Origin of the sequence: Nocardia sp. NPDC051321, assembly GCF_044455225.1 — a bacterium.
In the GTDB taxonomy this organism is placed as follows: Bacteria; Actinomycetota; Actinomycetes; order Mycobacteriales; family Mycobacteriaceae; genus Nocardia.
Window position 1 is genome coordinate 1 of record NZ_JBITEM010000031.1, and the last position, 21,700, is coordinate 21,700.

The 21,700-nt window shown below is 62.0% G+C and carries 17 protein-coding genes and 3 pseudogenes; 9 read left to right on the forward strand and 11 right to left on the reverse strand.

The window, feature by feature from the left end; all coding sequences use genetic code 11:
- Window positions 1–361: 361 nt before the first annotated feature.
- The 5 genes and pseudogenes from ACIA8C_RS42690 to ACIA8C_RS42710 all read right to left on the reverse strand — a co-directional run.
- Window positions 362–782 (reverse strand): annotated as a pseudogene (locus ACIA8C_RS42690) (ABC transporter ATP-binding protein); the annotation flags it as partial.
- 163 nt (window positions 783–945) lie between these two features.
- Window positions 946–2,907 (reverse strand): Druantia anti-phage system protein DruA, encoded by a 1,962-nt coding sequence (locus ACIA8C_RS42695; RefSeq protein ID WP_397145175.1) that lies wholly within the window; start codon window positions 2,905–2,907, stop codon window positions 946–948.
- 10 nt (window positions 2,908–2,917) lie between these two features.
- Window positions 2,918–4,459 carry an ATP-binding protein gene (locus ACIA8C_RS42700; RefSeq protein ID WP_397145177.1) on the reverse strand — a complete coding sequence of 514 codons (1,542 nt, stop codon included), beginning with the start codon at window positions 4,457–4,459 and terminating at the stop codon, window positions 2,918–2,920.
- Between the two features lie 621 nt (window positions 4,460–5,080).
- Window positions 5,081–5,380 (reverse strand): annotated as a pseudogene (locus ACIA8C_RS42705) (decaprenyl-phosphate phosphoribosyltransferase); the annotation flags it as partial.
- Window positions 5,381–5,645: 265 nt separating this feature from the next.
- Window positions 5,646–6,062, reverse strand: a complete 417-nt coding sequence (locus ACIA8C_RS42710; protein WP_397145179.1) for a hypothetical protein — start codon at window positions 6,060–6,062, stop codon at window positions 5,646–5,648.
- Between the two features lie 490 nt (window positions 6,063–6,552).
- Between ACIA8C_RS42710 and ACIA8C_RS42715 the strand changes: the two genes are divergently transcribed.
- On the forward strand, window positions 6,553–7,386 hold the full coding sequence (locus ACIA8C_RS42715) for a class I SAM-dependent methyltransferase (protein ID WP_397145181.1): 834 nt from the start codon (window positions 6,553–6,555) through the stop codon (window positions 7,384–7,386).
- A 285-nt stretch (window positions 7,387–7,671) separates the two neighbouring features.
- Here the strand turns inward: ACIA8C_RS42715 and ACIA8C_RS42720 are convergent, their stop codons facing one another.
- Window positions 7,672–8,199 carry a DUF3558 domain-containing protein gene (locus ACIA8C_RS42720; protein WP_397145183.1) on the reverse strand — a complete coding sequence of 176 codons (528 nt, stop codon included), beginning with the start codon at window positions 8,197–8,199 and terminating at the stop codon, window positions 7,672–7,674.
- 869 nt (window positions 8,200–9,068) lie between these two features.
- Here ACIA8C_RS42720 and ACIA8C_RS42725 point away from each other — a divergent pair.
- Window positions 9,069–9,386 (forward strand): thioredoxin family protein, encoded by a 318-nt coding sequence (locus ACIA8C_RS42725; protein ID WP_397145185.1) that lies wholly within the window; start codon window positions 9,069–9,071, stop codon window positions 9,384–9,386.
- A 328-nt stretch (window positions 9,387–9,714) separates the two neighbouring features.
- Here ACIA8C_RS42725 and ACIA8C_RS42730 read toward each other — a convergent pair whose 3' ends face one another.
- The 3 genes from ACIA8C_RS42730 to ACIA8C_RS42740 all read right to left on the reverse strand — a co-directional run bounded on the left by ACIA8C_RS42730 (window position 9,715) and on the right by ACIA8C_RS42740 (window position 13,832).
- Window positions 9,715–10,317 (reverse strand): hypothetical protein, encoded by a 603-nt coding sequence (locus ACIA8C_RS42730; protein ID WP_397145187.1) that lies wholly within the window; start codon window positions 10,315–10,317, stop codon window positions 9,715–9,717.
- 1,053 nt (window positions 10,318–11,370) lie between these two features.
- Window positions 11,371–12,705 (reverse strand): helix-turn-helix domain-containing protein, encoded by a 1,335-nt coding sequence (locus tag ACIA8C_RS42735; RefSeq protein WP_397145189.1) that lies wholly within the window; start codon window positions 12,703–12,705, stop codon window positions 11,371–11,373.
- A 650-nt stretch (window positions 12,706–13,355) separates the two neighbouring features.
- Window positions 13,356–13,832 carry a hypothetical protein gene (locus tag ACIA8C_RS42740; RefSeq protein WP_397145191.1) on the reverse strand — a complete coding sequence of 159 codons (477 nt, stop codon included), beginning with the start codon at window positions 13,830–13,832 and terminating at the stop codon, window positions 13,356–13,358.
- Between the two features lie 490 nt (window positions 13,833–14,322).
- Between ACIA8C_RS42740 and ACIA8C_RS42745 the strand changes: the two genes are divergently transcribed.
- The 6 genes from ACIA8C_RS42745 to ACIA8C_RS42770 all read left to right on the forward strand — a co-directional run bounded on the left by ACIA8C_RS42745 (window position 14,323) and on the right by ACIA8C_RS42770 (window position 18,527).
- Complete coding sequence (locus ACIA8C_RS42745) at window positions 14,323–15,138, forward strand: alpha/beta fold hydrolase (RefSeq protein WP_397145193.1); 816 nt, start codon at window positions 14,323–14,325, stop codon at window positions 15,136–15,138.
- Window positions 15,139–15,523: 385 nt separating this feature from the next.
- Window positions 15,524–15,949 carry an EF-hand domain-containing protein gene (locus ACIA8C_RS42750; protein WP_397145195.1) on the forward strand — a complete coding sequence of 142 codons (426 nt, stop codon included), beginning with the start codon at window positions 15,524–15,526 and terminating at the stop codon, window positions 15,947–15,949.
- Window positions 15,950–16,056: 107 nt separating this feature from the next.
- Window positions 16,057–16,269, forward strand: a complete 213-nt coding sequence (locus tag ACIA8C_RS42755) for a helix-turn-helix domain-containing protein (RefSeq protein WP_397145217.1) — start codon at window positions 16,057–16,059, stop codon at window positions 16,267–16,269.
- Window positions 16,270–16,616: 347 nt separating this feature from the next.
- On the forward strand, window positions 16,617–16,805 hold the full coding sequence (locus ACIA8C_RS42760; protein ID WP_397145197.1) for a DUF1918 domain-containing protein: 189 nt from the start codon (window positions 16,617–16,619) through the stop codon (window positions 16,803–16,805).
- A 9-nt stretch (window positions 16,806–16,814) separates the two neighbouring features.
- Window positions 16,815–17,381 carry an isochorismatase family protein gene (locus ACIA8C_RS42765; protein ID WP_397145199.1) on the forward strand — a complete coding sequence of 189 codons (567 nt, stop codon included), beginning with the start codon at window positions 16,815–16,817 and terminating at the stop codon, window positions 17,379–17,381.
- Between the two features lie 141 nt (window positions 17,382–17,522).
- Window positions 17,523–18,527: an NAD(P)H-dependent flavin oxidoreductase gene (locus tag ACIA8C_RS42770; RefSeq protein ID WP_397145201.1), complete on the forward strand. Its 1,005-nt coding sequence runs from the start codon at window positions 17,523–17,525 to the stop codon at window positions 18,525–18,527.
- Window positions 18,528–18,770: 243 nt separating this feature from the next.
- Here ACIA8C_RS42770 and istB read toward each other — a convergent pair whose 3' ends face one another.
- Together istB and ACIA8C_RS42780 are read right to left on the reverse strand one after the other, a co-directional pair.
- The gene (istB, locus tag ACIA8C_RS42775) at window positions 18,771–19,568 is read right to left on the reverse strand and encodes an IS21-like element helper ATPase IstB (RefSeq protein ID WP_397145203.1); all 798 of its coding nucleotides are present in this window, start codon (window positions 19,566–19,568) and stop codon (window positions 18,771–18,773) included.
- A pseudogene (locus ACIA8C_RS42780) lies at window positions 19,568–20,274 on the reverse strand (Mu transposase domain-containing protein); the annotation flags it as partial. The gene istB and the pseudogene ACIA8C_RS42780, both read right to left, overlap by 1 nt.
- 998 nt (window positions 20,275–21,272) lie before the next feature.
- Between ACIA8C_RS42780 and ACIA8C_RS42785 the strand changes: the two are divergent.
- A complete protein-coding gene (locus ACIA8C_RS42785; protein ID WP_397145205.1) occupies window positions 21,273–21,527 on the forward strand; it encodes a hypothetical protein in 255 nt (84 codons plus the stop codon).
- Window positions 21,528–21,700: the final 173 nt, after the last annotated feature.

Genomic DNA, 21,700 nt, shown 5'->3' on the forward strand with positions numbered 1-21,700 from the left:
TCGTGAACGACCGACGCTTCCGAGACATACAGACATCCTCTCAGCAGGACAAACCATCCCGCTAACTAGGTGTCCACCGTTCGGGGGGAGCCTCACCGGGGTGCCGGTGCACCACACCGTGAACCCACCCGAGGCGGATACGGCCAGCGGGGCCCGAAAGGAATTCGGATGGCGGGGTTTCCCGCCAGTGCGCGTATCGCAACGGAGTCGATGCTGTCCGCGAACGTGGTGCGATATTGGAATGCGACCAGCGCTGACATGCCCGCAGAGATGATCGTCACGAGCATCGCGGCGCGTTGCGCCTGGCGGCGAGTGAGGCGGGCGGAGGCCCGTCCCGGGGTGGTCGTCGAGATGGTCATCATCACGCCTGCCCGTAGTAGTCGAGGAAGATCTCCTCGAGGCTGGGTTCGCGCAGAGACAATGTCGTCACCTGCACCGCCGACAACGCGCGCAGTGCGGGTGCGACGCCCGGTCAGGATGAATCGGGGACGTTCGTGCTCGGGCGTTTCGAGATTTTCGACGCCGGCTACCGACCCGGGCTTGACCCTCGTAGGTGACTTCGACGATGGTGCGATGCAAGCGCCGCAACTCTGCCAAAGTGGCGGTTTGTACGAGCCGGCCGCTGCGCACGATGACCACCCGGTCGCACAGTGCCTCGACCTCGCCGAGGTGGTGCGAACTCAGAAAGACCGTCCGTCCCCGATCTCTGGCTCACCGACACATCGCCGGAACTGGTGCTCCATCAGCGGATCCAGCCCGCTGGTCGGCTCGTCGAGCACCAACTCGGTCCCAACAACGACCCCAATGGACGGCTCCCTCGCGGGCCAACTGACGAGGGTTACCACGGCATGTCCCCGCCCAGCAACACTTAGTTGAGATCGGTCCCGACGGCGGCCTCAACGCCCAACGTCGAGGCCGTTCGGAGGTCTCGCGACGCTTCCTTTGCTAGAAAAGCCGCATGGAATCGTCGGATTCTTCGTCTTCATCAATATCTGGGAGATTTACTCGCGCACCATGACACACGGGACGCGACAATAGATTCTTGGCAACTGAATCTAACACCACCTCAGAATTTATCCGCGAGCTGAGCCAGCGCTTCCTCCACCAGTCCGCAATAAGATTGACATCGTCCTTGCGACTTAGCGACCAGATGTAGCGTGGCCTCCTGTCCACTCCAAGTAGATAGTCTCGAAGATTACTGACTAGAGGCACGCCATAAATTAGACGCGGCCGATGATGCAACAGCAGATCCTCAGCTGGCCACCCTAATAGCTCTATACCGGCCCGAAGCTTTCGCAGTTTTGGGTTTACCCCTTCACCGAAAATGCTGTTAACTCGCGATCCAGCTTGGCTTTGCTCGACAAAGCGGGTAAGCGCCTGCACTGTGGCATTCGACAGGTGGGCGGTTCCGTACGAACGTGATCGACCCAACTTCAGGAATTCTATATCGCGTTCACCTCCGAGCACTGTAGCGGGAATCTTGATCCGATTGTACTGACTCGAACCGGATCCATATAGAGAGGTCGTACCTACAAAAACCAAATTGGATCGCCGAGTTATAGGGCGGCCAGCCATCGAGGAAGCAATCTGACTGGCATAGCCACCGTACCGATGCCGATAAGCGCCCACAACCGAAGGACTGACTGCGAGCATGCTAACCAACTTGCCACCCAAGATCGCGTTATACGGCGGCACAGCTCCGCAAACCGTCAGATCTGCGATCTCTGTTCCAACCGACTCTGCCTTCGCACGACGCAGCACGGCAGAGATAGCCTGGCGTGCATCGCGACTATGCATTGCTTGCGCCAAGGCTGCCTTTGTAGGTGCCGAATCCAACAAGGGCTTCAATGCCGCCCGTGCCCGCAAAAGGTCCGCCAGTGCGAGACATCGTTTACTGCGATAGAGGTCGGTCTCTGCGCGCCGACGCCAATCGTCGGCATCGACATTGTGCTTAAAATCTGACCGGCGAACGAAACGATGGTGATCTCGCCGCCGTGCATCAGCCTCCTTAACGAGCCGATCGACTGCCTCCAGATTTGGTGCATCCCACAACGAAGGCCAATAGAGACCATCATCAAGAAGATCGTCGAGATACAATTCTTCGCGATATTGCTGCAGACGTCGTAATACCCAGCGTGCCATTTTAGCCGAAGGGTTTTCGATAAGGTCACGAACAAACTGATCAGACTGCCATCCGATCCACTCGTCCCGTTGACTAAGCTGCATGATTGCACTACCGAGCGCCGCTATTCCGATTATCGGGTGCCACGGAGCTGCTCGATCTCGTACTAGGATCATCATGGTTCGACCAGGCGTGCTGACATACTGGTTTGACCATGTGTGCCGAAAATATCGCCAGATATCCATCAAACGCAGGCCGGTGTGTTCACAGCGCTCCTCGCCTGATATCACCTGAACGTATGGATCAACGACACCCCGCAGTGTTGTCGGATCATTTACAGCCGCCTCAATTCGAAGCGAATCTGCCAGCTCGCCTCCATCGCGCATCAAGCTAAAGATCGACACGAACGAACCACGAAACATGCGCGGCTGTTCCATCGCCTTGATAAAACGCCGCACAGACGGCACCATCAGCTGTTCATTGCGCTTCCAAATTTCTTGCCGCTGAACTCGGTATTTCTCTTCCTGCGGATCAGCGCTCTTCGCGGGAGGAGCCACCGCGACAGCGCCTCGTGTCTTCGCACGCAGCTCCCAGCCTTGATTAACTAGATCGTGCAGCAAGTGCATTGCCGCGAGCGGCCCTGCGTTACGCGAGTCCGGAACATCGGGCAAAGCGTCGCTCGAGGCCCCCGCAAGCACTTGACAAAAGTCGCGGAACTGCCGCCGCTCACCCGATGTCCACTCAGTCGGAATTGGCAGCGAAAGCCACGGATCTGGCAGCGTCATGAATATACCGTCACGCGTTGAAGAACGTCGCGAGTACGTCCCCCCACGTATGCCTGAAGCGATGCAACTCGGCGGACCCAGATTGGGATCCGCTGGCCTCGGCTCGAGCCGCAGCTAAGATCGTCAGCATGATCTGCTTACCCACTTTCTGATCGGTCTCCGACTCACTAGTTGTCAAGGGCCCACACAGGTCTCGGTACAGCGGGTGCCGAGCGTTGACCAGCAAGATCAACTGCTCACCACGCCGAACCACCTCGAACGCAGCTGTGGTCGGCAGTTCCGCGACTACCACACGATAGGGCAGGCGGCAATCGCTTGGCGCGCTGGGTAGGTCGTCAATCAGGGCTTGCACCTCCGGCGCCTGGGCATGCGGTCGGCGCGGCAATCTCGGCAACGCTGGTTCGGCCCGGGCCGCTTGTCGCTCAACTGGAGACAGGGAGCGCGCCAGCTTGACTTGCTCGAATCTTTGACGGACCCGCTTGTTGAGAGCACGCGCTATAGGCTCGAGGTCTGGAACCAGCGTCGCCAATAAATCGCTGCGTGGAGTGATTCCCTGTTTGGTGTGCGTAATGCCGAATAGCTCGTCCAACGCTGGTTCGAAGCTGACTTCACAGCGCCACCAGTCGTCGTAATTCTCCCGCCGCTTACTTCCCATGAACCACCAGCCCCGATCTATTTCTCGGCCGCTTCGCACGATCGACATGACCGGGCCGTTGGAGATTCCTAGGCGCCTTTTTTCAGGCGCGGGAAGATCATGCCACCGCTCTACTGGCAATTCGCTAAAACGCACCTCCATCTGCCCGGTCAGTCCTCCATCAGACAACTGATAGTACAGTGTGTCGCCGAACTGAACTCCACCCTCTTGCTGATGGGAATCAAGGAATAACGGATCAAATCGAGCAACCCGAGTGCCATTGATCTCCATTTCAATTCCCGCGCCGAGGAACCGTCGGTATATTCTCCCAAACTCCTCGACCAGTCTCTGAGCTATTGTCGATGCCCGCCGATATTCCAGGCGGTCACATCTGGTCAAACGGACCGCAGTTCCACGTTTGGTCTTGGGTATGAATGGGGGTCGCTTTCCGCATTCCACTACAGGCAGTACCTCTTGCCTGCCCTCGATGAATTCGTCGAGATCGAGGTGGGTTCGGAGAATCTGATTACGAGACCAAGTGTACACCTCCACACGGCGCGCGACGGTGATCGATCCGTTCGGCAATCCCATACCATAACGGCCAAGCGACGATCGACTCCCAAACCGTGTCGTCCCCCCGAAAGCCAACGCTGACGATAACGCTTGGTGGTCTAGTCCAATTCCATCGTCGATAACCATCACCTCCACTGGAAATTCCCGGTCGCCTGTATCTACGACATCCACCACGATCCGTGACGCCTCGGCCTGAATTGCATTGTCGACCAACTCCGCGATTGCGAATGCACTCGTGCGATATCCAGAATCGCGCATCGCATGCAAAAAGTTGGCAGAATAGACTAACACTCCCGACTCGGGGGTGATCGAACTTTGCTCGAGTTGCCGGACGTCCGATGTCACGCCCACCCTCCGTGACTGAACCTCCTCTTTGGTCACCTTTTTGGCCACATTAACTCCAGACTCCTAGAGTAGCTGCAGATATCCATTCTATGGGCGATCGGAAATATTATAGCGCGCCAATGCCGGCGATATGCAGGGTTTCGACAAGGCCGGATCGAGTGCAAATTGCCGTCGACTCACGAGTGTCGGATCCTTAAGTAAAGGCCGTTGAAGCACGTCGACAGCGGACGCAGTAAGGTTACCCTCATGGGCATAAGCGGACTTGACGGTAAAGCGCCGAATATCGCCAACTCGCTGTCGCTGATTCAGCTGAGGATGGGGGTGGGCTGAAGATCAGGTGGTTTCGATAGCAACTGGGCCAAACGCCTTCACGCCAACTCGGGAACGAACCTCTGAGCCCGTCCGCACAGGCGCGGGCATTCTGTAATTCAAATCCGCGCGGGGGACGAATTTCACTGTCGCAGCCAAATTGCCTGTCCGACCGTGACTTCGCCCCACAGCCCCGGTCTTCGTCGCTAAAAGCCTGCTTGATGAGGCAGGATCAGCGGTCGCCAGCATCTTCGCCGCACCGCACCACGGCTGGTCGCACCCTCGATTCGACACCGTAGGAGATTGCCCCAGTTTGGTCGGATGCGCTCGATCGGCTTCCACGTCGAGCGAGTCGTTGACCAAGTAGATGCCCGACGCTGCCAGGCAGAACACCACGAACGCGATACCGATGTGCAGATCGCGCGTGAGATCGGAGATGGCAAAGGTGTCGGTACCCGGAACCGTGCCCGCAGCCAGCGGTGCGGCCAGCACCAAAACGTTCTTCACCCACTGACGTGGCCGCAGGGCTTTGACCAGGCCGCTGGCCAGGGTCTTGGGCGGTCCGGTGAAGACGGCCTCGTCGAGTTCGATGGTGGTCGGCTCTTCGCTCATATCAAACCTGATTGCTTCCTGTGGCGGCGGAGGAATCTCTTTCCGCGCGGCGAGCACTGCGCTTCGACGGCACCGCGATTGTGTCGACCCGCGACACCGCCGACGACATACTCCCAAACGCTCACCCGTATGTCTCGGGGTCAATCTTTTGACAGGATCGGACAATTCGTTGGATCGACAGCGACGCCGACAGCCTGGCCGACCCAATGTCCCCTCATGCCGCTCATACCGCGCGGAGCGTGGCGGTCGAGAGGGTCTCGCCCTCTCATCTAGTGCTATGGCCGATCCGGCGCCGCGTTTCCCGTACCAGCGGGCTCACAATGAACATCTCATCGGGAGCGGAGGCATCCAGGCACGCCCAGTACTCGAGCCTCTGCGCGATTCCTGGTGCTTGCGTGGCTTCCCACACCGCAGCCAGAGCCTCGACCAACGGCTCGGTTCGTCCCAGCAGATCGTCCTGCGCCGGCGTGAGGACCAGATCGCCCTCGGCCGACTCGAGGACCAGATCCAGCAACCAGAAACTCAGCTCCCAGTCAGCTTTATTCGCGAGCAGCAGACCAACGAATTCATCGAGCCGTGCCGGATCGGATACCTCGATGGGCCAGTCCTGCATCCAGCCTTCGTGCGCGATGTTCGCAAGCCGTGCCACCCACACCGCTGAATCCCCGCCTGGATAGATCATGCAGCCGAAGGTAGCCAACACAGCGATCTTTGGCGATGGAGTTAGCGCTCCGCGAGATCCCTCTAGTCGAAACCGCTTGGACGCAGCGCATCAACAGTCGTGGCAGACAACCGCTCGGCGCGGTCGCCGACAATGAACATCCGCTACAGCCGCATATCGCGGGTTGGACGGGCTCCTGTACCGCGGATCGAAGGTTGCCGACCTGGGGTCAGCTGGACTGGCACGCCTCCGTTGTCGCCGTCGGCAATGCTGACGAAAACTGTTGCAGGGCCATGTGTTCCGCGAGATTCGAATAGTGCAGATTCGAAAACTGCCTCTCCGCCACTCGTCCGCGAGCCACAACCCTGGTCGACCTGAACACCCGTCAGCCCCCGCTCCCGAACGTCGGAAATCAGCGTAAGGCGTTCTACAACAAGCGTTCCAGTGCCCACTGACTTCAGTCGACGCGAGTGCCCCTCTCATGTCGGGCGTACGCGGTTACGGTGGTCGTGTGGATTCGGATGGAACGGCTGTCGCGGCGGAGTCGATTCTGCGTGCGGTGCACGATGAGACCCCTGATGGGGCATCGCAATTCTTCCTCGCCCATCGCTTGGGCGACGGACGCAGCAGCTATGACCTTGTCGCCGAACAGGTCCACGACGCCCGGCGGGTCCTGGACTTGGGATGCGGTGACGGCACACTGCTGTCGGTCTTGGCTCGCAGCGGGATCGGTAGTCTGGCGGGTATCGACCTGTCCGGTGGACACATCGCCCGCGCCCGGATGCAGCCGGAGTTGGCCGAGGCCGACCTGCGGGTCGGGCGGGCTCAGGAACTTCCGTTCCCGGACGACTCCTTCGACGCAGTCGTGTCACATATGTCGTTCATGCTGATGGCCGACATTGATCAGGTCACCGCTCAACTAGCCCGCGTGCTACGTCCTGGCGGGATCGTCGTACTCGTTGTCGGCGCGCCGCCGACACCCGGAAGTGGATACGAGCTGTTCCTGTCACTGGCCAAGCCCTACTTCGCGCGCATCACGGACGAGCGCCGCCTGCCCGCAGTCGATGGCCGCCGTGCCCGTACTCGCGCCGGTCTCGATGACGTCCTGGCACCGGCCAGCTTCGCTCCTGTCGAGTGGGAGTCCTTTACCGTCGGGCCCGCTGGTACCGCCGAACAGGTGTGGGAATCGGCTGTGCAGCAGTACTACGAGGCGCAACTGCTCGACCCCACTGACCTGCACCAGCTCCGAGATGAATTCGTTGCGGCTGCCCGCAATCGGTCCGACGCCACGTGCATCCCTGTCGGCGCACGTATCCACCTCGCCGTGACCTACCTGCCGAACTGAGCTTGAGCTGCTACGGGTCGGCTACAACCCACGAAAGTGAGAGGGAAGGCCGCGTCCCGCGTCCGGTCGCCCATACTCGAGGATCGGCCGGACCGCTGGTGCACCCCGTTCTCTTGCCGCCGATCGGGCGTCTGAGCGGGCTGAGATCAACTGCTGTCCAAGACATCCGGTCATGCCGACGTGCGAGCGTTCAACCGACCCTGATCAAGCGGTCGGCCCAACGTCCAGAGAACGTCCGGATCTGCCGATGATGGTGCGCGGCTTGGCTGGGTGGGCTGAAACGGGCTATCGCGGTAGTACCGGCACTATCGATCGGCCGACCAGATCCAAGCGCTGACACGGTTGTTCGCGTTCGACGAGGCTGGGATCGATGAAGACGTGGATCTGGATTGCACCCTGTTCAGCCGCAAACAGGACGTTGCAGCCGAAAGGTTTGGAATCGCCGGCGATCTTGAATCGCCGCCCTGCGCGACCTGCGAGCGTCACGTCTTGGAAGTCGACGTTCCATGGCTTCAGTTCGGTTTCGGTCACAGTTTCGTCCGCGGAGAACACCGTCACCGAGTACGCAGACTCGGGCGCATCCCAACGGCAGATTTTCTGCCTGTCGTGCAACGATCGCGTGATTCCGCTGTCCTTGGTCGCAGGGAGGAGGCCCGCGGTCCGGAGGACATCGTCGGAGATTCCGTAACACGGATCCCACAACGTCGCCGACACGGCGTTCGACTTTGGTATCTCGTTACCGTTGGCGCTGCACGCAATCAGGCCCGGCACGACCATGGCCGCCACAACACCCATCATGACTTGGTGTCTCATCCCACTCCTTCCCCGCGGCGTCCGATCGCTCGGAGCGGCAATGGCTGTTTCCAATTCACGTCCGACCTTTACGATGAATCGATAGCGGTCCAGCGAACCGATCCCTCGCAGCACGGCACCGTAACGACCAGCCCTCACTCACATTGCCGTCTACGGGCGTGGAATCGTTACACCGCTGCGCCACAATCACCTTCACACCCTGCTCGGTCGTTCGGATCAGATCAGGCGTGAAGAACACCTAGAGGGCGAATTTGCGGTTCGGAGAGCGCCGAGCGTGATCACCCGGATGACATCACACAATGCCGCTTATAGGGTCGGTCGACCCCACGAGATCCACTGCGGCACATGACGTCCTGCTGCCGCGTTCCGGGCGTTCGGTCGAGCACAGGCGTTGACCTGAAGTCGGGCTAGCGAACGTCCGCATCTGCCGAATACACGATGTTCTAGCTCATTTCGAGTTCTTCACTCTGTGGCGCTGGTCAGGCTGGAGCGGGCGCGCGTACCGCAGGACGGGCGGCGACACCATCAGCGGTTGGCATGAAAGAACCTCCTACCCACGACAATGGAGTTACCCGGTTACACATGTGATCTCGGTGCGCCGTCGCTTCGCATCGAACAGGCGACCCAACAGGTGGGGTTGGCCTCGGCGCGTGTCAGCGAGCAGTGTCCCCGCTGGCACGGTGGTCCTTCCGCGGCAGACCCAATCAGCGGTCTTCTGCATGGTCGCCTCCCGTGGTGGCGGCTTGAACGCGGGATGTCTTGTCCGACAATTGATCAACTGCGCGGGAAGGGGCTCCGGTGTTCGGCGCGACGTGCTACCTCTGGAGTGTTCGCAGAGATGTCCTAACGCCAAACTGAGATGAGGGGTCATGGCTGTCATCGAAATCACCAGCGAGGAGCAGTTCGTGGAGATACTTCGCAACAACGCCAAGGTCGTTGCCAATTTCACGGATACATCGTCTGGTCCATGCAAGCTCATCAACCCTGTGTTCAAGATGTTGTCCGAGGAGTACCAAGACATCGTGTTTGTGAGCGTCGATGTCGACAAGGTCGCATCCCTCGCGCGCGATTTCCAGGTCAGCGCAATGCCAACCTTCATTATGTTCCGAGGCGGACTGACGTCGGACCTGGTGAGGGGCGCCAACAAAGGTGCTCTCGAAGACAAGGTCAAGCTGTTTGCGGCGTGACCGTCATGCGGCAGACGTGATCGCTGGTCGGCGTCGTAGCTACGACGCCGACCAACTGCACCTGGTCAGCAGCAACGTCCTGTCATGCCGCGGAGCGCGTGTTGGTCAGCCGTCCAAATCGGTTGGCTGACAGCACCTCCGGACGCGTAGCCGAATATCGTGCAGCCTGAACGGCAGTAGGTCGCAACCGACGATCTCGGCAATCGCGGTGGCGTTGTCAACAGCTTCGCGGGCTTGGGTTCTGGATAGGCCGGTGGGTCAGGGATAAATGCCGGGATCCCTGCAGGCAAGGCCGAGCCCGCAGGACCAGGGTCTTGCCGCAGGTGACCTACAGGCCGCCTCGTTGGGAATCGAATTTTGTCAACCGCGCCACCACCGTGTTCGGTTGGTCCGGGTCGACCAGATCCACCGGCTTTTCCAGCCGGTACCGGTCTCCTCGTGCTGGGTGCCGGGTGAGCTTGGCGGTCAGGATCATCGGGGCCTTGGCCTGCACCGTGACCGGCTTCTGCCCCGGCAGTTCGATCTCCGCGGAGATCGAGATCACGTCGCGTTCCTCGTAGCTCGGCGGGAACTTCTGGGTGAGCCGCAGGTTGCTCTGCGGGTCGGTGTCGACGTCGTTTTGCTCGAGGGTGACGGTGCCACCGTCCGGGACCTCAGCCGCGACGCGGAATCCGATGGTACGCAGCCGCACGCTGTTGGCCGGGTCCTCGGGGTTGACGTCGACGCGCTGGTTGATGCCGCCCTTGAAGTCGAGCGTGTAGGTCTGGCCGTTGTACTCCAACGCACTGTCGATCGCGATCATGGAGCTAGGGATCTCGGCGCCGATGGGCGGCAGGGGCTCGGCGGTGGCCGTGCCGGTCGCCGCGGGTGACGCGGCGAGAGCGAGACAGGCAGCGCCGACGACGAACGCACGACCTGGATAAGGGATCACTCGAATTCTCCTGATCAGTCGATTTGGGCTTTTGGGCGACGCACTGATCCGATGGGACGGTCAGCTCCGCCCCGGGAAGGCGACCAACGTCGCGACACCAATGCCTCCGAGGCTCAGGGCCGAGGCGGCGACAGCCGCGACCACTATCCGACTACGACGCATAGCGTTCCCATCCGCAAGGGTCGATCAGCGGCTCCGGTTGACCGTACCTCCGGTATTCGGACCTGCGATCAGCCCGGATGGGTCTAGTGGCGCGCCACAGTTCACAGCGTGCCCAACGCACGCTCTTGCCGCATGGCGCGCGTTGGTCGGCCGTCCAAACTGGCTGGCCGGCAGCGCTTCCCAACGCACTCAATTGCCGATCTCCGCGCGTCTGCTCCAACGGCAGACCTCGGTCCCATCCAAACCCTAGGTGGGAACGAATAGGTGACACCCGGTGATCGTGATCCACGCCCGGGTCTGCACTTCCGGTATCGCATTGTGCGTCATCGTAGAGAGGAGAGCGTGCTCATGTCGGTATCAAAAGCTCTTGCGGGCCTCATCATTGCTGCTGTTGTTGCGTCCGGTATCGGGCCTGCCATAGCATCGGCTGCCCCGGAACCGGGTATTCAAGAATCGCATCCGGTCGACATTTCCATTCTCGTCAGCGGACGCGAAAGTCGGCCGCCGAAAAGCAAGGATTTGCCAGAAGGTGCGGCTTGCGGCGGTGCCAAGCAGGAGCGCTGCGGGCGCGGCTTGACATGTTCCTTCCAGAAGGGCGGCGCTAGCCTCGGCGTTCGTACCTGCCGGAGTGTGGACACCTGAGTACAGGTCCAAGTACATGCCGACTTGTGTCACAAACGAGCGGCCGGCAAATACACCGTGATCGAGAACGTCCGATGACGTAGGGCCATGCTTGCGCCCTCTCGAACGTCCGATATTGCCGCTGGGCGCGCGTTGGTCAGCCGACCAAATCTGTTGCTCGACACAGCTTCTCAACGCACGCACATGGCAGCCGATTATCGGATGTTCGAGATATCGCTGAGATCTACGATACGGGGAACCGTTCGACTTCTATACCGGATGCCGCAACAGATCCCGTACCGCGTGGACCTTGGCACTGGTGGCGTCGGTCGGCTTGACGCTGTCGAGAATCTGTAAGGCGCGGCGTGGGATCTGACCGACTCGATACTCCGATGGTGTGCGTTCCCACACCTCAGCGATTATACGGCAACCCCAATCCAAGTCTCCTTCAGCGACTTTCGAGGCAGCCTCATCTAGATGCAGAGCTGCCTCACCGACCTGGTCTTGTCGACTGAACGGCAGCTCGAGAGCCTGCGTCCGGAGCGCATCGGCATCGGCTCGTGCGCCGACCGCGGTCAAGGCGGCGGATTGATGCCAGCGCAGAAAGTACGCGGTGATGTGGCATCCATCGGCTACTGTCTGAGCCTCGGGAAGCGTGGCGAACATCCGATCTGCGGTGTGGATGGCTGCCAAAGTCTCTCTGCGGCAGGCGATCCTCGCTTGGACGCCCGCCTCGGCCAGGTAGCCGAATACGGCCGCAGCGTTCGGACGACTACCTCCGGCCGACTGGGCCATGCGCGCGGCGGCGAGGCTGGAGTCGAGGAACCGGCCGTACCAAGCACATGATGTGCAGATATGTCCGGCGATCCACGCCTGCAGGCTGATGTCATCTGCTGAGCGGCTGGCACGGCGAGCGATACCGAACCACTCGAGCGAATCGTCCAGGCTTGCAACGTCAATGATCCGGATGCCTATGAACCCGGCATTCATCGCGAACACACGGTACAGCCGCCGCCGGATGGCCGGTGATCGCACCGACATCAAGAATGCCTTGATGCGCCCCAGATCCGCGATACGCGCCGGAATGAACTCCGTCGGCGCTGCCGTATACAGCATGTATCCGGCCACCTCGGTGAGTTCCTCGAGCAGGTCGAGATACGCCATGGCTGCCCTGCCGCGGTCGAGAACGACGGCACGACTGGTCAGCAACTCGGTCATCGATAATACGGCAGGTTCCGCGCCGATCGTCGCGGGGTTCGCAAGCACTCTCCTATCTACAATCTGTTCAGAACTGGACGGCGGGATGGCCCCGGAGTCGGAGTAGTCGTTTCCGAATCCGAGCTGGTCCGGTCTAGTGCGGTACAAAGCGCACAATGCATCGAGATATCGGGGTGTCGGCACGTCTCGGCCGTTTTCCCACCGCGAGAGTTGCTGGTGCGCAAGCCCCTCGGATATCGCTCCATGGGATCGTAGAATCTTCTTCAGAAGTTCGACCGCTTCCATCAGCGTGTGTCCGCAGGCGATACGATGCGCGCGCAACAGCGACACCCCGCAGTGCCGGTGCACGGCAAACGCCGCGTCGTTCGCAAAACCACCCGCCGCCATGATATTTCGTGCCAGATGACGTCCACAGGAACTGTTGTGCCGACAGTCTCCCATTATGCTGACCTTCCCGAAATGCTCACTGGCCGACCAGGATTGCGGTACTGACCCCTATCGTCACGTCTGCTCGACGTTACCGTCAGGCTCGATGGACGGCGATCAGACGCAACCTTTTTCAAGCAGCACGTGCAACACGATCACCAACCAGATGTCGAGTCTGCTCAGCCCGTTTCGCAACCCAGCCGATTCTCCGGGCGACCGTTGAGCACGCACACCACTCGAATGTGGCGAAGCCAGGCCTCGGAGCGGGTGACCACCAACGCCTCTGAAACATTCGGAGCCGATGAGCGCGCGACGGCTGTGTGAGAGCGAATCTCAGGCGCAGTGTCATGGGCCGGGCGAACGGACAACGCCTGGCTGACAAGCAGTTTCGCGGACCAACTGGACAAGGTCTGCCGAGCAGTGTGCAGCTTCTCACGGGCTGGAATGTCCGCACATGCCGCGGAGCGCGCGTTTCGAGCGGACAGTGGTCGGCCTCGAACCGGTCGGCCACCAACGCCTCTAGAACGTCCGCAACTGCCGATTGTGTGATGCAATCCCTACGTCGTTGACTGGCTGAAAAGTGTGGCTTTGCCACCGCTAGCTCGGCGGAGTCACCTGCGTGGCAGGTGGCTCCACGGGAGCCCATTGCTGGCGTTCGGTATCCCAGCCCAAATCTTCCCATGCAACATTGGTTCGGTGGGGTCGAGATCGAGGAGTGCCAGGCGCGCTTCGTCCGGAAGGTTGGCGGTGACAAGAATGGCCGCAGTACTTCCGTTCTCGAGGTCGAGCACAGCGGCGAGCTCCTCGCCCCCGGATGCTTGACGTCCCTGCCGAAACCAGCGCTGGCGCAGCAGCCCCGGCAGGTCCGCGATACCGTCGGCCGCACGCCCGGCGAGCGATTCCAGGAATGCTTTCCCGAAGATGGTCGCGGCCGGCGCGACGGTACCGACCGCAGTCCCCCACTGCAGCAGATCGTCCGGCAGCGAGCCGGGGTCTTGACTGGGCCGGAGCGCCGACTGCGGCGCATCGAGATGGGCCCTATTCGAAGTCGACGGTTTCGGATCCACGGTGGATTGTCCCCCAATCATGTTGGCGCGAGCCATGGTCGTACGCCGCGAGGCCGAGCCGAGCGCGATCATTCTGTCCGATGAGAACACACGCGGCCCGTCGATGCGCGCAAACAAGGTGATTCCGGATGGAGGGTCGACTCGAGCCGACTCACCCAGCGAACGTCCGCTTGGGTAACCGCAGAGCGGGCGTTCGGCCGATCAGGAGCGAGCGGTCGGCCGAACGCGCGGAGAACATCCGCCGGTGCCGATGTGTGCGTCCGCTTCGGTTGCGGCGCTTGGGTATCTAGCCGTTGTGGGTCATGACGTTGTCGGCGCGAAAGACAGTGGACTTCGGCGCTAGTTGCTAGGTAGAGTTCGAGGGACTATCTGGCGTGCCGGACGCCACGTCGTAATCTCTTAGCGGCTTCGTCCACCGCTGGGAGGTTCTGTGTTCGCCGGATTCGAAAGATTTGACTGCGAAACCTCAGGTGCGACGATCCACGGCGTTCGGGCCGGCGATGGGCCTGCGGTGCTGTTGTTGCATGGGATTCCCCAAACCCATCTGATGTGGCGCTTGGTGGCTCCGCAGTTGGCCCGCGATTTCACCGTTGTTGCCACCGACCTGCGCGGCTACGGCAGCAGCGGCTGCGTAGACAGTGCAGACACTCGTCGGCACAGCATGCGAGAACTCGCCCGAGAACAGCGCGAAGCGATGGCGGCGTTGGGCTATGACCACTTCGCTGTCGTCGGTCATGATCGCGGCGCGCGGTGCGCTTACCGCATGGCCCTGGATCATCCCGGCTCGATCACCGCGTTGAGCGTCTTGGACGTCGTGCCCACCGGTGAGGCGTTCGCTCACGCGGATGCCGCGTTCGCCCTGGGTTTTTGGGTCTGGTCGTTTCTCGCCGCTCCCGCGCTGATTCCCGAGACCCTGATCCAAGGCGCACCGGATTTTTTCGTCGACCACCTGCTCGATGGCTGGGCCGCTCCGCACCACACCATCGAGACCGACATCCGCACCGCCTATCGTCAGCAGTTCCACGATCCCGAGCGCGTGGCCACCATCTGTCAGCAGTACCGGGCCGCAGCCACCGTGGACCGTGCCGACGACGAAGCCGACCGTGACGACTACCGGAAGGTGCAGGCCCCCGTGCAGGTGTTGTGGAGCCAGCACGGTGCCGTCGACGCATGGTATGACCCGATCGCCATCTGGAAGCGCTGGGCCACCAACGTCGAGGGCCGATCCCTGCCCTGCGGCCACTTCCTCCCCGAAGAACAGCCAGACCTGACTGCACAGCTGTTGCGTACCTTCTTGATGGACAACCTCGGATCTACTCCACTATGAACATCCCCACCTGCCGCGGGGCGCGCGTTGGTCTACCGTCCAAATCCGTTGGCTGACATCACTTTCCGTTGCGCGCTTCTGCCGATTATCGAGTGGTGGATGCTGATCAGCTCTGGGATCATCGGGGTCGGCGTTCGACATTGGTGCCGGTAGCAATTCGTGTTAGTTCGCTCTGGTGTGCGACAGATCAGATGTCGTGTGCCACAGATCAAACAGACCGCGAGCCTGCCCGGGGCCCCGCAGGTTCCGTTGCCGACGACATGGCGCAAACACGTCTCGTCGCTTAGCTCTCGCGGTTCCAGACACAAGGACCCTGCCGGGTAGCTACCCTCGAAGGTGCTCGACTGCAACAGGAAGCCCGGATTCTGATACTGGAAGGTGCCAGATGGCCACTCCTGCAAGATCTTTCGACGCATTCACACTGTTTGACGGAGACGGTGACGGGCTGGTGTCGGCGGGCGATATCGTCCGCGCCGTGAGCAGCGCCGGCCTCGAGATCACCACCGAGGACGCCGCGGCGTTCGTCGTGGCAGCGGACTCCGACGGCGATCACCGCATCTCCAGAGCCGAGTTCGATGCGGCTCGCGCACAGAAGGTTTCCGATGGCGCGGATGAGTACACACATGCGTTCCATGCGTTCGACCTCGACGGAAGCGGGTACCTCTCCCTCGATGAGATGGAGAAGTTGGCTGCTCAATGCGGATACCCGCCCGACAGCGCAGCCGAATTGATGACCGCGGCTGATCGCGACGGTGACGGGAAGCTGTCACTGGCCGAATTCACGGCGCTGATGAAGACCCTCAACAGCTAGGCCGCAATGGCACATTCGAGCACTTCGGTCACGACGACAGGAGCAATGTCATGCCATCGGATACCGCGCTTCGCAATGTCAATGCCGTGGTCAGCACCGCCAACGCGATCGGTGCCACGGAATCGCGGCTGTCCTCGCACGAGGACGTACTTCTGACTATCGCGGAAGTTGCTGCCATCATGAAGGTTTCGAAGATGACCGTGTATAGGTTGATACACCAAGGCGACCTGCCCGCCATACGCCAGGGCCGCTCGTTCAGGGTTCCGGAGTCGGCGGTGCACGCGTATATAAAGCAGCAATATGACACCACCCCGTCGTGAGAGGCTGATTTCCGCAGTCAGCGCCGATCCCGGCGGCCACTGCACTGCGATCGCCGGGATCGACGACGAAAAGTGTGCCCATGCGAGGACGACGGTGCTCGGCACAGCTAGCCGATGCATGAACGGGATCTGTGTGCCACTCTCGGCGACTTGGCCCGGGTCGGGGACCGTGACTTGCAGGAGCGGCAAACCGATCCATAACGATCAACCCCCTCAGGTTCCCGGCAACGACCAGGACTCCCGCCGCGATGGCCAGACGATGAGCCGGCCATAACCCCGCGCATGCCGCCTCTCAATAGTCCAACCACGAGTCCGAGCGGTGTTTCATCGACAGACAGGAGCGACTGATGTACGCAACGGTAGGCGACCAGATCTTCCTCGGTGACTCCTCTTTTACAAATCCGCGTGAGCGCAACGGCGAAATCGTCGAAGTACGTGGCCCGGACGGGCAGCCGCCGTATCTGGTGCGATTCGACGACGGCCATGAATCCCTCATCACCCCCGGTCCGGACGCGGCGATCAGCCCGCAGGAATAGGAGTAGCCCATGAGCAGGGCTCTCATCATCGTCGACGTGCAGAACGACTTCTGCGAGGGTGGTGCGGTGGCCGTCGCTGGCGGGGCCGCGGTGGCTGAACGGATCAGTAACTACCTGCGCGGCAGCAACTATGCCGCGATTACCGCGACCCGCGACTACCACATCGATCCCGGTGCGCACTTCTCCGACAATCCGGATTTCGTCGACACCTGGCCGCCCCATTGCCGGGCCGGTACCCCGGGTGCGGAGTTCCATCCGAACCTGGACACCTCGCCGATCGAGGAGGTCTTCTTCAAGGGCGCCTACTCCGCGGCCTACTCCGGGTTCGAGGGCACCGCCGCCGACGGCACAACTCTCGCGGACTGGTTGCGCGCCAAGGGAATAGACACTGTCGACGTCTGTGGCATCGCCACCGATCACTGTGTTCGCGCCACCGCTATAGATGCGCGCACGGCCGGGTTCGGCGCCCGGGTGCTGATGGACCTGTCCGCGGGTGTCACACCCACCACCATCGATCGCGCCTTGGACGAACTCCGCGGGGCGGGGGTGGGGATCGCCGAAACGACCCAGACCTGATCATCGGCGCACGTTTCGGGCTTCACGGAGCCGATGACTTCGGCCTGTCCACCGGCAGTCTCCTGTTTCGGCGGCGATTTGCGGGGCCTACCGGCTTCGAACCACACCATGTTGGATCAGACGCGTGTTAGAGGAGTAGCCATGACCAGTAATACGACAACGGGCAACGCCCAGCAGGCGTTCACGGACCTGTTCTCTCTGCGGTACCCGATCGCGCTTGCGCCCATGGGCGGGACCGCCGGTGGTGCGCTGACCGCGGCCATCTCGAACGGCGGGGGGCTCGGGCTGCTTGGTTGCGGTGACGGTAACCGGGACTGGGGCGGCCGCGACCGGCTCGAGCGCGAGCTGTCGATCGCCGCCGAGACCACCAGCCGGGCATGGGGTGTCGGCTTCCAAAGCTGGGCAGTCGATGTCGGCACCGTCGAGCATGCGCTGCAATGGCACCCCAGCGCGGTGATGCTGTCCTTCGGCGACCCCCGCCCGTTCGTCAGCGCCATCCGCGGGGCCGGGGCGGCGCTGATCCTTCAAGTCGTCGATCTCGAAGAAGCCAAACAAGCGGTCGAGCTAGGTGCTGACGTCATCGTCGCGCAAGGAACCGAAGCCGGCGGACACGGCGCAACGCAAGGGCGCTCCACATTGCCGTTCGTCCCCCTCGTTGCCGACCTCGCCGGGCCGATACCCGTCCTTGCCGCAGGCGGGATCGCAGACGGGCGAGGCGTGGCCGCGGCCCTGGCCCTGGGTGCCGCTGGGGCGCTGATCGGCACCCGCTTTCAGGCCACCGCTGAATCATTGGCCGATCCCGCGATCAAGCAGGCAATCGTCGACGAACGTGGTGAGAACACCGAACGCAGCCGAGTACTCGACATCGCCGAGGGCAGCGCGTGGCCATCGACATACAACGGCCGCACCCTGGGCCATCCCTACATTGATCAGTGGAGTGGACGGGAGGATCAGCTCGCCGCGGACCCCGCAGCTCAGCGGGCCTACCAGGAAGGTGTAGCGCGCGGGCAGCTGCCCCCGCCGGTGTGGGCGGGGGAGGCTATCGATCTCATCACCGATCTGCCCTCGGCAGCCGATCTCCTCACCGCTTTCGCTGTCCAGGCCGAACAGGCACTCGCCCGGGCGAGCGGGCCATGGCTTTCCTAACGAATACCGGCAGGTCGGAGAACGTTTCCCAGACACTCGCGCGTTCCGCCTCGGTGTCGTGACGCAAATCCGACTCTTCCTGAAGCTGGGCCAGGCGCTGCTTGTCACCCGCCGGATTTCCGGCGGATGAGCCTCTACCTCCGAAACCCCCATCATCAGCCGGTCATGACCAGGAAGCGCAGGCGTCCAACGCAGTCCGATGCTGAGATGGATCGTCCGCTACTGCCGCGGAGCGCGCCTTAGTCAGTCGTTGGTTTTGGATGCGGGGACGCGGCCGAGGTCGCGGTCCTTGAGCCGGAAGCTGTCGCCCTTCAAGGAGATGACTTCGGCGTGGTGGACCAGGCGGTCGATCATGGCGGCGGCGACGATGTCGTCGCCGAATACCTCACCCCATCGACCGAAGGGCTTGTTGCTGGTCACGATCAAACTTGCTCGTTCATAGCGGGACGACACCAGCTGGAAGAACAGGTTGGCTGCTTCGGATTCGAACGGGATATAGCCGACCTCGTCAACTACCAGGAGCGGAATCCGGCCGAGTTTGATCAGCTCTGCCTGTAGTTTTCCGGCCTGATGTGACTCAGCCAGGCGGGCAACCCATTCGGCGGCAGTGGCGAATGCCACGCGATGCCCAGCTTGGCAGGCGCGGATGCTGAGTCCGATCGACAGGTGTGTTTTGCCGGTTCCTGGTGGGCCGAGGAAGACCACGTTGTCGCGGGCGGTGATGAAGTCCAGGGTCCCGAGGTGGGTGATGGCGTCGCGTTTGAGTGAGCGCTGGTGATCGAAGTCGAACTCCTCCAACGATTTCCGTGACGGAAAGCGGGCAGCGCGGATGCGGCCCTCGCCGCCGTGGGCTTCGCGGGCAGCGACCTCGCGCTGCAGGCACGCGGCGAGGAACTCCTCGTGGGTCCAGCCTTCCGAGCGAGCACGCTCAGCCAGTCGATCGACTGCGCTCGCGAGGGTGGGGGCTTTGAGAGCTCTTGCCAGATAGGCGATTTCGGAGCCGACGTGGCGAGCACCGTAGGTGGAGGCTTTGGCGGTCATCACGCGATCCCTTCGCTGTCGAGGTCGAACATCCGGTCGTAATTGGTGAGATCGCGATGCTCGACCACCGGAACGACCGCCAGGCGCCAGGATCGCCGCATCTGAGCAGCCGCGGCGACGTGGTCGGGATCGCTGAGGGTCTGATGCCCAGCCCAGCATCGCTTATGACGTCCTACCTCGGTGCCGCCGCAGGTGATCACGACCTGATGCAGGTCGGCGCGCACATCGACGTTGCGGCCGATCACCGACGGATGGACGGAGTAGTCGTTGGAGTCCAACCGCACATAGTGGTCGCGCGGCAGCCGCGTCGATAGCCGCCACCCAACGACTGGGTCGACTGGCGGCAGTTCGAGCATCGCGGCTCGATCGGCTGACCAACGATCGACAGGTCGACAGCCCATTCGCCGGTGATGGCGCTGATTCGCCCTGTCCAGCCACTCGGTGAGCTGAGCGTTGAAATCGTCTGGGTGGTGAAAGTTCGGCCGGGAAGGAACGAAGTCTCGAGATAGCCGTTGGCGCGTTCGACGAGTCCTTTGGCTTCGGGATCGCGCGGGCGGCATTGGACTATCTTGATGCCCAGAGTTCCTCGGAAGGCGTTCATCGCGTCGGTCAGCTGGGGTTTACCGCCGCGCCATTGTCCGACTGCGGATTCGTTGTCCCACACCAGCACTCGCGGCACCCGGCCCCATTGCGAGATCAACGCCCAATGCGATCCCGATGCTCCGTTGTACCCACCTGTCGCTTCCGCTGTCACCGATATCGCCGAAAACGGCTGCCCGTGCGTGACCTGCCGGTTCGGTCATGACACGCGCCATCCGGTACGTCCGCGCCGCTGCACCTCCTGCCTTGAAACCGTGCGAGAGCACCCCACGCCGGATGCGGATCCGCATCCGGCGTGGCGGCATGGGTGTCAACGATGAACGCCCGGGCATCTCTGCGGCAGGCCATCATCATGTTCCTCGCAGATAAGTGGCGACAGGGGGCACTACACGGCCGCACGAGGGAAGGACGCGTTTTGCCATCATCTGCGACGCATCGAACAACCCACAAGCGCAGATCGACGCCAGGCATAGTCACCTTTGACATCTTCGTGGCCCCCGTCCGCCCGGCCAAATTCGCGCAGGTCACGGTCCAACACAACGCCTCCGGCGGGGTGTCCCCTTCCTGATCACGCTTGCGCAGAGTGATCGGTTCTCTACACCCTCCGTCTTGCCGCCCGACGTGGTCCGCAACCTCCGACCCGCACAGGCCGGAAAGCAACGGCAACTAGACCATGTCCTGTAGCCGCACCCCGCGCACCCGGTCGAACCCTCAGTCGACCGGTCCGCTCTGGCGAACGCACTATATTGGCCGCTTACGGGTCGCTTCGGACCGAGCCGAGCCGCCGGTGGCCGAACGCGATGCGGGGAGACCTGAGTCGAGATCGACTCCACGGGAGCTGCATCGCCGCCGACGGGAACGCTGTCGCGGTGATCGACAAGCGCCTCCACCGCGCCCTCGTACTCCAGAATCGTGTGCACCGTCGACCGCCACGCACTCACCTCCACCGCCGGCGCGCCAGATCCGCTCGTCCTCACTGAGCCGAGAGTCGATGAAGGACAGCAAAGTTCACCCGCCCATCCTCACGCGCCGTCGGGCGGCCTACGCGGATGTGGTCTTCCAGGAGCCGCGCCGCGACGTAAACGTGGACGCAGGAATGAACAATTGTCGGCATGGGATGCGATCTTGGAGCACCGCTCGCACGTGGCGGGCCGCTCGTGGTTCCGAGTATGCGTGGATTACCGCGCGGACGATGCGCCGGACGATCTGACCGCAGTCGCAGAGGAGTACGGAACCGAACAGGCCAGCCGCCAAGGCGGACACGCGGTGATCAGTACCGGTGCCGACATCACCGACCGCTACCTCGACCGGCCACGGCAAGCACCCGACTCCACAGCCGCCCTCGACAAGCTCCGCTAGAACGAAACGTGGGGATCGAAACATGGGGTAAACCATGGGGAATCGTCAAAAATCAAACAGGTCGGGGCCCGGCCGTGCCGGGCCCCCCAGCCGAAAAACAGGTGGTTATGTTCAGGTTTTAGAAAACACCCCCCCGGCCCCGGCGCCCCCAAAGACCCCCCCCCCCCGCCCAT

Bases quoted from the DNA above. Each gene is read 5' to 3' on its own strand.
- ACIA8C_RS42710 (WP_397145179.1), bottom strand. From the start codon at position 6,062: ATGATCTATCCAGGCGGGGATTCAGCGGTGTGGGTGGCACGGCTTGCG.
- istB (WP_397145203.1), bottom strand. From the start codon at position 19,568: ATGACCGCCAAAGCCTCCACCTACGGTGCTCGCCACGTCGGCTCCGAA.
- ACIA8C_RS42695 (WP_397145175.1), bottom strand. From the start codon at position 2,907: ATGACGCTGCCAGATCCGTGGCTTTCGCTGCCAATTCCGACTGAGTGG.
- ACIA8C_RS42760 (WP_397145197.1), top strand. From the start codon at position 16,617: ATGTACGCAACGGTAGGCGACCAGATCTTCCTCGGTGACTCCTCTTTT.
- ACIA8C_RS42735 (WP_397145189.1), bottom strand. From the start codon at position 12,705: ATGGCGGCGGGTGGTTTTGCGAACGACGCGGCGTTTGCCGTGCACCGG.
- ACIA8C_RS42725 (WP_397145185.1), top strand. From the start codon at position 9,069: ATGGCTGTCATCGAAATCACCAGCGAGGAGCAGTTCGTGGAGATACTT.
- ACIA8C_RS42770 (WP_397145201.1), top strand. From the start codon at position 17,523: ATGACCAGTAATACGACAACGGGCAACGCCCAGCAGGCGTTCACGGAC.
- ACIA8C_RS42720 (WP_397145183.1), bottom strand. From the start codon at position 8,199: ATGAGACACCAAGTCATGATGGGTGTTGTGGCGGCCATGGTCGTGCCG.
- ACIA8C_RS42765 (WP_397145199.1), top strand. From the start codon at position 16,815: ATGAGCAGGGCTCTCATCATCGTCGACGTGCAGAACGACTTCTGCGAG.
- ACIA8C_RS42750 (WP_397145195.1), top strand. From the start codon at position 15,524: ATGGCCACTCCTGCAAGATCTTTCGACGCATTCACACTGTTTGACGGA.
- ACIA8C_RS42740 (WP_397145191.1), bottom strand. From the start codon at position 13,832: ATGATTGGGGGACAATCCACCGTGGATCCGAAACCGTCGACTTCGAAT.